The organism is Streptomyces sp. NPDC104226 (genome assembly GCF_055584085.1).
The window spans coordinates 16,297-29,069 of record NZ_JBVJMS010000015.1 but is presented as its reverse complement, the minus strand read 5'-3'; the positions used below and the strand labels follow the sequence as shown (position 1 = coordinate 29,069).

Genomic DNA, 12,773 nt, shown 5'->3' with positions numbered 1-12,773 from the left:
AGGATCGGTGGAGGCCCAACCTTGGGGGACGCAGCCTTCGGGGACGCAGCCGGGGGTGATGGACCGGGACGGCGTGGACCGTGCGCTGGCCCGGCTGGGTGCCGAGCACGAGGCCGTCGAGACCTCGCTGCTCGCGCTCCAGGACCACTCCGGCCGACGGCTCCTGGAGGGCGCCGGGCTGACCGGGGTCACCAAGGAGCGGTGGGCCGGGGCCGATGCGGCCATCACCCGGCTGTGGCGGTACTTCGACGCCTACAGCGGGGCGCTGAACGCCGCCCGGGAGATCCGCGAGCGGCGGCGCTGGCCGAGCCGCGAGGACCTGGTCGAGCTGACGGACCGGCTGCGCGGGCCCGGGGTGCTGATCTCCGGTGCCGCGGTGGAGGGTGCCCCGCTCGCGGAGCGGTTCTCCCTCGCCGAGCTGGTGTCGCGGATGAACGAGCTCTACGCGAGCTCCCTGGACGTGGTGGTCGCCGCGGACTCCGTCTGGTCGGCGTTGCCCGCCCGGATCGACCTCCTCTCCGCCGAACTGCACCGCACCCGCGCCCTCGCCCACTCGGTGGGGGTCCGGCCGGGGGAACACCCCTCGGGGGACGACCTGGAGGCCATCACGGCCGAGCTGGCTGACCTGCGGGCGCGGGTGATCGAGGACCCGCTGGCGTTCTGGTGCCCGGTGGCCGGGAGCTCCGCTCCGGGTGGCGGCCGTCCGGACACCGGGCGCTACGACCGGGCCGCGCTCGCGCTGGAGGACGTACGCCGTGAGGTCGAGGCGGTACTGACCGTCCGGCAGGACGCCGAGCAGCGGCTCATCGGGCTGCGGGACGTGCTCTCGCGGGCCGACCGGACCCTGGCGGAGGCGCGGGCGGCCCGCGGTGAGGTGCTGGCGAAGATCGCGGCGTCCGAGGTGCCCGCGGTGAGCGGACCGCCGACGGTGCTCCAGGAGCAGCTCTCGGCGGCGGCCGAGTACCGGCGCCGGGCCCAGTGGCACCGGCTGTCGCCGCTGCTGGAGTCCCTGGAGGAGCGGGCCGAGGAGGAACTGCGCCGGGCCCGCGAATCGTTGACCGCGGTGACGGCTCCGCTGGCCGTGCGCGCGGAGCTGCGCGGACGGCTCGACGCCTACCGGGCGAAGGTGGCCCGGCTCGGCATGGCGGAGGATCCGCTGCTGATGGAGCGGTACGACACCGCCCGGCGGATGCTGTGGAGCGCTCCCTGCGATCTGCGGGCCGCCGAACAGGCGGTGCTGCGCTACCAGTGGGCCACGGCCGAGGCGCTGCCGTCACCGCAGCAGGAGCAGCGGGAACAGCGGGACCAGCAGGATCAACAGGGGCACCGACCGGTGCGCGAGTGGCCCGACGGGCCGAGGGAGGGGGACGCGTGAGTCTGATCGGAACGGCGTGCATGCGCCCCGGCTGCCCGGGGACGTACGAGGACATGGGCGGCGGCGAGGTCTACTGCGGCACCTGCGGGCTGGCGCCGACCGGCGCCGTCGCGGCGGGCGCCGAGGAGCTGGTGTCCGTACCGACGGCGATGACCAGCGCGGCCCGCCACGGGGAGTCGCAGGGCTCGCACGGGTCCGGGCGGTCCTCGTCCTCCTCCTCGCGGGCTTCCCGCTCCTCGCGGTCCTCTTCGTCCCGGCGCTCCGTGTCGGGACGGCTCTCGCGCGCCCTGTCCGGGGCCGCGTCCACCCGGTCGGTGTCGGTGCGCAGTTCGGGTTCGGCCGCCTCGGGGTCGGGCCGCAGCCGCCTGGGCGCCGGGCTGGTCAACGTACCGGAGGTGCCCCGTCCGGATCCTTCGGCGGCGGTGCTGGAGAACCCGGAGGTCCCGGAGCGCAAGCGGTTCTGCTCGCGGTCGGACTGCGGGGCGCCGGTGGGGCGGGCCCGCGGGGAGCGGCCGGGACGGACGGAAGGTTTCTGTACCAAGTGCGGGCACCCGTACTCCTTCGTGCCCAAGCTGCGCGCGGGCGACCTCGTGCACGGCCAGTACGAGGTCGCGGGCTGCCTCGCGCACGGCGGGCTGGGCTGGGTCTACCTCGCGGTGGACCGGGCCGTGTCGGACCGGTGGGTGGTGCTCAAGGGCCTGCTGGACACCGGTGACCAGGACGCGATGGCGGCCGCGATCTCGGAACGGCGCTTCCTCGCGGAGATCGAGCACTCCAACATCGTGCGGATCTACAACTTCGTGGAACACCTGGACCAGCGGACCGGTTCGCTGGACGGGTACATCGTCATGGAGTACGTCGGCGGCAAATCCCTCAAGGAGATCGCCAACGAGCGGCGCAGGCCGGACGGCCGCCGCGACCCGCTGCCGGTGGAGCAGGCGTGCGCGTACGGCATCGAGGCGCTGGAGGCGCTCGGCCACCTGCACAGCCGGAACCTCCTCTACTGCGACTTCAAGGTCGACAACGCCATCCAGCAGGCCGACCAGCTGAAGCTGATCGACATGGGCGCGGTCCGGCGGATGGACGACGAGGAGTCGGCCATCTACGGCACCGTCGGCTACCAGGCGCCGGAGGTGGCGGAGGTCGGCCCGTCGGTCGCCTCCGACCTGTACACCGTGGCGCGCACGCTGGCCGTGCTGACCTTCGACTTCCAGGGCTACACGAACGTGTTCGTGGACTCGCTGCCGGACCCTCAGCACATCGAGGTGTTCGGGCGGTACGAGTCCTTCTACCGGCTGCTGGTACGGGCCACCGACCCGGATCCGGGACGGCGGTTCGCGTCCGCGCAGGAGATGGCGGACCAGCTGACGGGGGTGCTGCGGGAGGTCGTCGCGCTCCAGACCGGCCGCCCGAGGCCGCAGGTCTCCACCCTCTTCGGCCCCGAGCTGCGGGTACCGGACGACCGGCTGTTCACCGACGACAAGTCCGGCGGGCACGTGTCCCGGCTGGGCGAACGGGCCGTGAAGCGCCGGCGGACGGGCCCGGCTCCGGCTCCGGCTGCCCTCCCCGCGCCCGCGCCGGCCCCCGGCGCGCCCGCCGGCCCCGCCGGGTCCGCGGGGGCTCCCGCCGTTCCTCCTTCGACCGCGCCGATCACGGGGTACGGCGCGACCGGGCTGGTCACCACGGCGACGCACCGGTCCGCCGGTCCCGGCGTACCGGCCCCGCGACCGGCGCCGGCGGCCGCACCGCTGCCGCCCGTCGGGATCACCGCCGTGCGGCGGCCCGAGCCGTCCACGCTGGACACCCGCGAGGCCGCGCTGGCACTGCCCGTGCCGCTGGTCGACGCCGGGGACCCCAACGCCGGATTCCTGGCGGGCCTGATGGCCTCCGCCCCGGCCGACCTGCTGACCGCGCTCGGCTCGGCGCCCGCCGAGTCCGCGGAGCTGCGGCTGCGGGAGCTGCGGGCCCGGCTCGAACTGGGCGGCGCCGACGCGCCGCTCGTCGCCGACGCGCTGGCCCGGCTGGAGGCGCAGCACCCCGACGACTGGCGCGTGGTGTGGGCCCGCGGCATCTCCTCACTGGCCGTCGGGGAGGACGAGACGGCGGCCCTGTCCTTCGACGCCGTCTACGACGCCTTCCCCGGCGAGCCGGCGCCGAAGCTGGCGCTGGGGCTGTGCGCGGAGGTGCTGGGGCAGCTGGACAACGCCGCCGAGTACTACCGGCTGGTGTGGACCACGGACCCGGGGTTCGTCGGGGCTGCGTTCGGGCTGGCCCGGGTGCAACTGGCCACCGGGGACCGGGCCGGAGCCGTGCGCACGCTGGAATCCGTACCGGAGGCCTCGATCCACCACACCGCCGCGCGGGTGGCGGCCGTACGGGCACGCCTGCGCGACCGGTCTCCCCAGGAGGCGCTGCTTCCCGATCTGACGGCGGCCGCGGCGCAGGTGGAAGCCCTGGGGCGGTTCGGCCTGGACTCGGTGCGCCACGAGCGGCTCAGGGCGGAAGTTCTGGGCTCGGCGCTGGACTGGGTACTGTCGGGTAGCCGGGGTTCCGACCCCGGCCCTGCCCCGCTGCTCGGCTGCCAACTGGACGAGCGGGGGCTGCGCTTCGGCCTGGAGCGCTCGTTCCGCGTGCTGGCCCGGCTGGCGCAGCGGGGCGAGGAGAGGATCGAACTGGTGGAGCGGGCAAACCGTTTCCGTCCCCGGACGTGGGTGTGATTGATGTCGATGCATCGGCTGTCGGGCTGCCCCAGCTGCGCGGAACCGCTGGAGGAGGGTGACCGTTTCTGCGGCCTCTGCGGCCACGCCCTCACGGAGCCCCCGACGTCCGCGGGCCCGCCCGCCGCGGCGCCCCCGTTCCCCGGAGCCGCGGCCCCCGCGCCTGCCGTGCCCCCGACCGGGGTCCCCCAGGCCGGCGCCTCCGGCCAGACCCCTTCGGCGGGTCCGCCTGCGGCTGCGCCGGCCGTCCCGCACGCGGCGGGCGCGGCGCACCCGACCCCCGGCACCCCGGCGGGCCCGGCGCACGCGGCCCCCGCGCCTCCGGTGACCCCGGCCGGTGCGCCTCTGGCGGGTGCCTCCGGCCCGGCCACCCCGGCGGCCGGGATCCCCGCCACGCGCGGAGTCCCCTCGCCCGGCGAGGACTTCGCTCCCGGGCACTCCGGGGGCCACGCCGAACCGGCGGCCCCCGGGTACGCCGCCGAGGCCGCTCCGGGCTGGGGCAGCGTCTCCACCGCCGCGCCCACCCTGGTGTCGGGCCCCGAGGGCTGGTCCGACCCCGGTCACGGCACGCCTCCGGCCCCCGAGGACCCGTACGCCATGCCGCCCCAGGGCCGGCACCCGGCGGACACGACCCCCTACGGCGCGAGCGCTCCGGGCACGGGTCCCGCGTACGGCGGCCACGACACGTACGGCAGCCCGGCGGGCGGCGAAGCCCCCTACGGCAGCCCCACCTCGCAGGGCTACGGCCACGGCGGCCCGCCCGCGTACGGCTCCACCCCCCAGGGCCACCACCCCGAGGGCGAAGCCCCGTACAGCCCCGCCCCCCAGGGCCACCACCCCGAGGGCGAAGCCCCGTACGGCAGCCCCGCCCCGCAAGGGCCGCAGCCTGCCGGGGACGCCTCCTACGGCGCCCCGGCGGGCGGGCACGAAGCTCCGTACGGCGATCCGGCCCCCCCGCAGGGCCACACCGCCGGGGGCGAGGCCCCGCAGGGCGATTCCGGGGGGAAGACCTGTGTGGCCTGCCGGGCCGGGCGGGTGGACACCGACGGGTACTGCGAGCACTGCGGCCACGCGCAGCCCCGGGAGCGGGACCATTTGGAGGAGGAGCTCGGGAGCGTCGCCGCCGTCAGCGACCGCGGGCTGCGCCACCACCGCAACGAGGACTCCTTCGCGGTCGCGGCGACCGCGCTGCCCGACGGCTCCGCCGCCACCGTGGCGATCGTCTGCGACGGCGTCTCCTCCGCCAGCCGCCCCGACGAGGCCTCCGCGGCGGCCGCCGGAGCCGCCAACGAGGCGCTGCTCGACGCCCTCCCCCGCGGCGCCCACCCCCAGGAGGCCATGCACGAGGCGATCCTGGCGGCCGCCGCCGCCGTGAACGCCCTCGCGCCCGAGGTGCCGGGCGCCCAGAACGCCCCCGCCTGCACCCTGGTCGGCGCCGTGGTCAGCCGCGGCCTGCTGACCATCGGCTGGGTCGGCGACAGCCGTGCGTACTGGGTCCCGGACGACCGAGCCGCGCTCCCCCGCCGCCTCACGGAGGACGACTCCTGGGCCGCCCAGATGGTCGCGGCGGGCCTGATGGGCGAGGCGGAGGCCTACGCCGACGTCCGCGCGCACGCCATCACCGGCTGGCTCGGGGCCGACGCGTACGAGCTGGAACCGCACACCGCCACCTTCAAGCCCGACCACGACGGCGTGGTCGTGGTCTGCACCGACGGGCTGTGGAACTACGCCGAGTCCGCGCGCGACATGGCCCAGGTCCTCCCACAGGACGCCGCCGTCCGGCCCCTGCACAGTGCGCAGGTCCTGGTGGGGCACGCCCTCGACGGCGGCGGGCACGACAACGTCACGGTGGCCGTCGTCCCCTTCGCGGCGACCCCGCCGGCCCCGTCGGCCCCGCCCGCCGGCGCCGCAGGCCCCGCCGCCCCGCAGCCCCAGGGCTGATCCCCGTCCTCGAGGAGTAGCGACCGATGGCGAACTTCGCCAAGCCGAGCGCCCCCCGCTTCAGCGTGGAGGTGTACCAGAACGAGTTCCTCGCCGAGGGCTCCCGCGACGTCCACGCCATCGTCACGGTCACCTCCACCGGCGGGGCCACTGCCACCCGGACGTCCGTCGCCCCGGCCGGCGGCGCCGCCGTGGTGATCATGGTCGACTGCTCCGGTTCCATGGAGTACCCGCCCGACAAGATGCGCGGCGCCCGCGAGGCGACGGCCGCGGCCATCGACACCCTCCGCGACGGCACCGCCTTCGCGGTGATCGCCGGTACCCACGTGGCCAGGGAGGTGTTCCCCCGCCGGGGCCGGCTCGCCATCGCCGACGCGGGCACCCGCGCCCAGGCCAAGGAGGCCCTGCGCGGCCTCACCTCCGGCGGCGGCACCGCCATCGGCACCTGGCTGCGCCTCGCCGACGGCCTGCTGCACGGGTCCACGGCGGCGATCCGGCACGGGATCCTGCTCACCGACGGCCGCAACGAGCACGAGGACCCGGCCGTGCTCCGGGCCACGCTCGACGCCTGCGCGGGCCGTTTCACCTGTGACGCCCGCGGGGTGGGGACCGATTGGGAGGTCAAGGAGGTCACCGGCATCGCGAGCGCGCTGCTCGGCACGGCCGACATCGTGGCCGATCCGGCCCGGCTGAGCGCCGACTTCACGCACATGATGGAGAAGGTCATGGGCAAGGAAGTGGCGGACGTCTCACTGCGCCTGTGGACCCCGGTCGGCGCGGAGATCCTGTACGTCAAGCAGGTCGCTCCCGCCGTGCAGGACCTGACCGCCCGCCGCACGGAGGCGTCCCCGCGGGCCGGGGACTATCCGACGGGTTCCTGGGGCGACGAGTCCCGCGAGTACCACGTGTGCGTACGGGTCCCGGGCGCATCCGTCGGCCAGGAGATGCTCGCCGCCCGAGCCTCTCTCGTCATGCCGGGGGCTCCCGGCGCGGAACCGGCCGTTCTCGCCCAGGGCCTGGTCCGAGCCGTCTGGACGGACGACCTCGCCGCGTCCACCGCGATCAACCCCCAGGTGGCCCACTACACCGGACAGGCGGAGCTCGCCCAGGCCATCCAGCAGGGCCTCGAAGCCCGCAAACTGGGTGACGTCGGCGGCGCCACGGCCAAGCTCGGCCGGGCCGTGCAGCTGGCGAGCTCCTCGGGCAACGCCGACACCGCGAAGCTGCTCGCGAAGGTGGTGGACGTCGTCGATGCGGCGGCGGGTACTGTGCGCCTGAAGGCAAAGGTCGCCGACGCGGACGAGATGACACTAGAAACGCGTTCCACTCAAACCGTTCGAGTGCGAAAATCTTGACGTAAAGCTTGACGCTCTGATCAGACGCGAACCACTCGCGGATCAGCCGCCGATCCGCCGCACAGAAGAAGCAGCAGAAGCAGACCCTGCCTCGTTGACGCAGGAAGAAGGAGGAAGCGCCGCGATGCCGACCTGCCCGAACGGGCACCAGTCCGCCTCCGACGACTGGTGCGAGGTCTGCGGCCACCGCATGGCCGCCCCCACGGGTACCCCCGGGGCGCCCTCCTACGGCTACGGCTACCCTCCGACCGGCGAGCCGACGGCGCAGGCCGAGCTCTGCCCGCAGTGCCGGACCCCGCGCGAGGCCATGGCCCCGTTCTGCGAGGAGTGCCGGTACAACTTCCTGACCCGTACGGCGACCTCGTACACACCGCTCTCCCCGGAGATGCCCGCGCCGCCGCAGCCCCCTTCCCCGGGCGCGCCCGCGGCCCCGCCGGCGTACTCCCAGGACCACTTCGACTACCAGGGCTCGCGGCCCTCCCGGGTCAACCGCCCGGCCGAGCCGCTGCAACGCGACGACGACTGGATGCTGCCGCCCCCGGCGCGCCAGGACTTCCAGCAGCCCCCGTACCAGCAGCAGCCGCCGCCCCCGCAGCAGCACCAGGCACCGCAGTCGCACCAGGCACCGCCGCAGCACCATGCGCCGCAGCCTCAGCAGCACCAGCCGCCGCAGCCGCAGGCGCAGCAGGCCCCGCCGTCGTACCTGCAGCAGCCCTCCCGGACCGGGCAGTACCAGCCGCCCCAGGCTCCCCCGCACCACCAGCAGCCTCAGCAGCCGCAGCACCATGCGCCGCAGGCCCACCCGCCCTACCAGCAGCAGCCCTACCAGCCCCAGGGCCAGGGCCAGGGCGGCGGGGCCTGGACCGCGACCATCGGTCCGGACCGCACGTACTTCATGGCGATGATGCAGCGCAGCGGCCCCGAGGCGGCCGGGCTCGACCTGCCCGCGTACTCCCCCGAGCAGCACCTGCCGCTCGCCGGCGGCCAGATCACCATCGGCCGCCATCGCGCCTCGACGGGCGAGGCCCCCGACATCGACCTCTCGGTACCCCCGGAGGACCCGGGCGTCTCGCACCAGCACGCGGTGCTCGTCCAGCAGCCGGACGGCAGCTGGGCCGTGGTGGACCAGAACTCCACCAACGGCACCACGATCAACGGCGGCGAGGAGTCGATCCAGCCCTACGTGCCGGTTCCGCTCGCCGACGGTGACCGCGTCCACGTCGGCGCCTGGACCACGATCACCGTCCGGCGCGGCTGAGGCTGACTCGGACACGAAGAAGGCCCCCGGTTCACCGGGGGCCTTCTTCGTGTGGGGGCCGTCGGCCTGCCTAACCGCCGACCAGCGGGTCCCGCACGTCCCGCCTGCGCCGCACGCTCACCACCACCATGGCGACCAGCAGCAGCACCAGCAGGCCGGCGAGCGTGAGCGGCCGCACCGCCCCGGGCCACCCGCCGAGGTACAGGAACGGCAGCCCCGCCAGCAGGACGGCCGGCGCGGTGCGCAGACGGGCGAACCCCTGCCGCCCGACCAGCAGCAGCCCGGCGGCCACCGGCAGGACGAAGCGCAGCTGCGTGAGCGGGTACGACAGCGGAACCACCAGCACCGCACCCACCAAGACCACCGCCCACGCCGTCGCGGCGGCCACCCCGGCCCCCGTGCGCAGGCGCGGAGCCGGCCGCAGGTCGGGCGGGCACGCCACCGCCACCAGGGCGAGGAGGACCACCGGACCGGCGAAGAGCGCCATGGTCCCCAGGCCCATCCGCGCCGCGGCCACCGCTATCTGCGCGGCCGCTCCGGCCAGCGCGAGCCAGCTGCCGGCCGACCAGCGTCCCACCAGCGCGAGGAACGCGCCGAGCACCGTGACGAGGTAGGCCGCCACCTGCGCGGCGACGGCCGGGCCGATCCCGTCGGCCGCCTCGGCGAACAGGGCGGCGCGCGTCAGCCCGGCCCAGCCGAGCGCACTGGCCCCGACGGCGACCAAGGCGAACGGCGCGAGCGCGGCCAGCAGCCGCCCGGGGCGCCCGCCGGAGCCGAGGCCCAGGCGCATGCGCAGGGCGTGCCCGAGGACGTCGGCGCCCTCGCGCACCCGGGCGGGCGCCTTGGCCTCCCGGGTGGCCTCCCGGTACGCGTCGGCGATCTCCTCACCGAACTCCCGCCGGTAGGCGGCGGGGTACAGCCGCACGAGCGCGGTCACGCCTCCACCACCGCCCCGCCCGTGCGCAGGGCGGCGCCGAGCGAAGCCGCGGCCCCGCCGAGCCTCAGCCGCCGGGTCGCCTCCTGCGCGGTGCGCGCGAGCCGGTCCGCCTCGGCGGCCAGGACCTCGCGCCCGCGCGGGGCGAGCGCGTAGCTGCGCCGTCTGCGTCCGTCGACCACCTCTTCCTCGTGGACGGCGATGAGTTCCTGTTCCAGGAGCCGCTCCAGGGCTCCGTAGAGCGTTCCGGTGCGCATTTTGGTGCGGCCTTCCGAAATCTTCTCGACCTCCTGGGCGATCGCGTATCCGTGCCGCGGGGCATCGGCGATCGCCGTGAGGATCAGCAGGGTCGGCTCGCGAAGAGCTTGATCATTCACACCCGCACCATAGCTCGGTAGCCGACATATGTCGACAGCCGACCTATACGGCTTCCGCCTACGCCCGGCCGGCCTCCCCCAGGGGCCACACGTAGGGCCCCTGGGGATCGTCGAGCCAGGACCACTGCCCGGCGTCCCCGACCGTCACCCCGAAGCGCTCGCGCGCCGGCCGGTCCTCGCGCCGCCACAGGTCCAGCGCCTCCCGCGGGTGCAGGGCGCCCGAGGTGAGCACGAGCATGAACTGGAACCGCTCGTTGTCCACCAGCTCGTACGGGATCCCCTGAGGCATCCCGTACGTCCCCGGCGGCGCGGCCGTGGCCCCGCGCAGCGGCACGAAGTAGGCCGGGGTGTGCAGGAAGCGGCCTTCGGCGAACGCGGCGTCCCGCACCGTGAGCGCGATCAGCCCGGTCGACAGCGGAGCCAGGATCCGGGCCCCGGGCCGGCACTGGCCCAGCCAGGCGGGCGGGATCAGCGGGATCGTGCAGGTCACCAGGATCCGGTCGAAGGGGCCCCGGGCGGGGCAGCCGCGCGCCCCGTCGCCGGTGACGACGGCCGGGTGGTAGCCGAGCCGGTCCAGGTGCGCGCGCGCCGACTCGGTGATCTCCTCGTCCAGGTCCACCGTGGTGACCAGGTCGTCGCCGAGCCGGTGGCAGAGCAGGGCCGCGTTGTAGCCGGTGCCCGCGCCGATCTCCAGCACGTGGTCCCCGTCGCGCACGTCCAGGGCCTCCAGCATCCTGGCCATCAGCGAGGGCTGGCTGCTGGAGGAGACCAGTTCGCCGTCGCGCAGCCGGGTGGCCACGGGTGCGTCGGTGTAGACCCCGCGCAGCCAGCGGGCCCGGCGTTCGGGGTCGGGGTCCTCGGCCCACAGCCGCTCGTGTCCGGCGCCGCGGCCGGTGTAGTAGTACGGGACGAACACGTGCCGGGGCACGGCGGCGAAGGCCGCCCGCCAGCGCGGATCCTCCAGCGCCCCGGCTGCGGTCAGTTCCCTCACCTGGGCGGCGTGCGCGGTCTCCCGCACGTCGCGTACCTCGGCGTGTGCGCCCATGCCTCCACTGTCCTGCGGACGCGGCCCGGGTGCGACCGCGCTGCGGGTCGCACCGCCGTCACTCCGGGGTCGTGCGGGGCAGCGTTCCGGAGGTCCTAGGACCGGGGTCCTCCGTCCGGGCGTCTGAGACGATGGTCGGGTGAATGAGATTCCGCGGGGCACGGTCCAGGAGCAGACCTTCTACGAACTGGTGGGCGGCGAGGACACGTTCCGCCGTCTGGTCCACCGCTTCTACCAGGGGGTCGCCGAGGACCCGCTGCTGCGCCCGATGTACCCGGAGGAGGACCTCGGTCCCGCCGAGGAGCGGTTCGCGCTGTTCCTGATGCAGTACTGGGGCGGCCCGAACACCTACAGCGAGAACCGCGGCCACCCGCGCCTGCGCATGCGGCACGCGCCGTTCCAGGTGGACGCGGCCGCGCACGACGCGTGGCTCGCGCACATGCGGGTGGCGGTGGACGAGCTCGCCCTCGCGCCGGAGCACGAGGCGCAGCTGTGGCGGTACCTGACGTACGCCGCCGCCTCGATGATCAACACCGCGGGCTAGCCGGCCCCTACCCGCAGGCGGCTTAGACGGGGCGGACGAGCAGGGTGCCGAGGCCGCCCGGGCGGCGTGTGGCCACGGAACCGTACGGGGTGCGCAGCCGCAGCCAGCCCCCCGAGGTGAACAGGGCCACGGACTCGGGGCCGCCGGGCCGGGCGGGCGCGGCGGGCACGGTGGACCGTACGGGCCGCAGGAAGCCCAGGGACTGCGCGGCGTGCACGGCGCGCAGCGGAAGTTCGGTGTCCCCCAGCGTGCGGGACCAGATCTCGCGGCCGATGCGGTCGCGCTCGGAACGGGTCCGGTGCTGCGGGGGCAGGGCCTCGTCGCGGGCCCGGAACTCGGCGACGGCGGCCGCCAGGGCCCCCGCCATCGCCTCGGGACCGGGCAGCCCGGCCACCGGGGTCCAGCCGCCACGGGGCGGGAGCACGCCCGCCCAGGGCGGTCCGGTGACGGCCGCGGGGACGACGGCGCCGGCTGACTCGCCCTCGTCGACGGACTCCAGCAGCTCCCCGGCCGAGACGGTCAGGTCGAGCGGAGCGGAGAGGGGCGCGGCGAGCCGCACCGTACGGACGGCCAGGACGTCGAAGGACGGCGGCCGCCCGAAAACGGCGAGCGCGCCACCGCCGGCCTGCGCCTGCAGGCGGACGGCGGCGGCGCGGTCGTAGTGCACCAGCCGGCCCAGGAAGGCGGCGAGGTCCGCCGCCTCCCCGGAGTCGGCGAAGTGCAGCTGCTCGGTCATGCCGCGATGCCCCCGGCGGGAGCACCGGCGCCGGTCTTCGGCTGTGCCTTCGGATCGTCCAGGTACTCCTGGAGGAAGAGCCGCTCCTCGGCCGTGATGCGGCGGGGCCGCCCCTCGGCGAGGTTGTAGGGCACGACCACGGTCTCGGCGCGCACGTACACCGTCTCGGGCGCGTCCTCGGTCGCCTCGTCCTTGACCTCGTAGCGGATGGTCAGGGACGCGGCGCCTATCCGGGTCACCCAGGACTCGATGAGGACCGGCTCGTGGCGGTGCACGAGGGGCAGCTTGTAGTCGATCTCGTGACGGGCCACGACGGAACCGCCCGTGAAGGACTCACTGCCCTCCCCCGGCGCGAGGCGGAACATGAAGTCGATCCGCGCCTCCTCCAGATAGCGGAGGAAGACGACGTTGTTGACGTGCCCGAAGGCATCCATGTCCGCCCAGCGGAGGGGGCATCGGTAGTGGTGTCTGGCCATGGCCCGTTTCCTCGG

At 75.3% G+C, this 12,773-nt stretch carries 11 protein-coding genes; 6 read left to right on the top strand and 5 right to left on the bottom strand.

The annotated features are described in order from the left end of the window. The first annotated feature begins 58 nt into the window (after positions 1 to 58). The 5 genes from ACZ60J_RS35735 (at position 59) to ACZ60J_RS35715 (ending at position 8,646) form a co-directional block, all read left to right on the top strand. Complete coding sequence (locus ACZ60J_RS35735) at positions 59 to 1,375, top strand: hypothetical protein (protein WP_469688348.1); 1,317 nt, start codon at positions 59 to 61, stop codon at positions 1,373 to 1,375. 5 nt (positions 1,376 to 1,380) lie between these two features. After that, positions 1,381 to 4,092, top strand: coding sequence for a serine/threonine-protein kinase (locus ACZ60J_RS35730; protein ID WP_469688486.1), 2,712 nt, complete (start codon positions 1,381 to 1,383; stop codon positions 4,090 to 4,092). A gap of 525 nt (positions 4,093 to 4,617) precedes the next feature. Next, the gene (locus ACZ60J_RS35725; RefSeq protein ID WP_469688485.1) at positions 4,618 to 6,033 is read left to right on the top strand and encodes a PP2C family protein-serine/threonine phosphatase; all 1,416 of its coding nucleotides are present in this window, start codon (positions 4,618 to 4,620) and stop codon (positions 6,031 to 6,033) included. A 26-nt stretch (positions 6,034 to 6,059) separates the two neighbouring features. Next, positions 6,060 to 7,388 (top strand): vWA domain-containing protein, encoded by a 1,329-nt coding sequence (locus tag ACZ60J_RS35720; protein ID WP_469688347.1) that lies wholly within the window; start codon positions 6,060 to 6,062, stop codon positions 7,386 to 7,388. A gap of 124 nt (positions 7,389 to 7,512) precedes the next feature. After that, on the top strand, positions 7,513 to 8,646 hold the full coding sequence (locus tag ACZ60J_RS35715; protein ID WP_469688346.1) for an FHA domain-containing protein: 1,134 nt from the start codon (positions 7,513 to 7,515) through the stop codon (positions 8,644 to 8,646). A 70-nt stretch (positions 8,647 to 8,716) separates the two neighbouring features. Here ACZ60J_RS35715 and ACZ60J_RS35710 read toward each other — a convergent pair whose 3' ends face one another. Genes ACZ60J_RS35710 through ACZ60J_RS35700 form a run of 3 tightly spaced genes read right to left on the bottom strand, consistent with a single transcriptional unit; the run spans position 8,717 to position 11,002 of the window. Beyond that, on the bottom strand, positions 8,717 to 9,583 hold the full coding sequence (locus ACZ60J_RS35710) for a hypothetical protein (RefSeq protein WP_469688345.1): 867 nt from the start codon (positions 9,581 to 9,583) through the stop codon (positions 8,717 to 8,719). After that, positions 9,580 to 9,957: a PadR family transcriptional regulator gene (locus ACZ60J_RS35705; protein WP_469688344.1), complete on the bottom strand. Its 378-nt coding sequence runs from the start codon at positions 9,955 to 9,957 to the stop codon at positions 9,580 to 9,582. Before ACZ60J_RS35705 ends, ACZ60J_RS35710 begins: the two co-directional genes overlap by 4 nt. A 58-nt stretch (positions 9,958 to 10,015) precedes the next feature. Continuing rightward, positions 10,016 to 11,002 carry a methyltransferase domain-containing protein gene (locus ACZ60J_RS35700; protein WP_469688343.1) on the bottom strand — a complete coding sequence of 329 codons (987 nt, stop codon included), beginning with the start codon at positions 11,000 to 11,002 and terminating at the stop codon, positions 10,016 to 10,018. A 139-nt stretch (positions 11,003 to 11,141) separates the two neighbouring features. On the opposite strand from ACZ60J_RS35700, the gene ACZ60J_RS35695 reads away from it, so the two are divergent. Next, positions 11,142 to 11,546, top strand: a complete 405-nt coding sequence (locus tag ACZ60J_RS35695; protein ID WP_382975836.1) for a globin — start codon at positions 11,142 to 11,144, stop codon at positions 11,544 to 11,546. Positions 11,547 to 11,568: 22 nt separating this feature from the next. Here ACZ60J_RS35695 and ACZ60J_RS35690 read toward each other — a convergent pair whose 3' ends face one another. Then, positions 11,569 to 12,282 carry a DUF8010 domain-containing protein gene (locus ACZ60J_RS35690; RefSeq protein ID WP_469688342.1) on the bottom strand — a complete coding sequence of 238 codons (714 nt, stop codon included), beginning with the start codon at positions 12,280 to 12,282 and terminating at the stop codon, positions 11,569 to 11,571. Beyond that, positions 12,279 to 12,758: an acyl-CoA thioesterase gene (locus ACZ60J_RS35685; RefSeq protein ID WP_469688341.1), complete on the bottom strand. Its 480-nt coding sequence runs from the start codon at positions 12,756 to 12,758 to the stop codon at positions 12,279 to 12,281. Before ACZ60J_RS35685 ends, ACZ60J_RS35690 begins: the two co-directional genes overlap by 4 nt. Between the last annotated feature and the right edge of the window lie 15 nt (positions 12,759 to 12,773).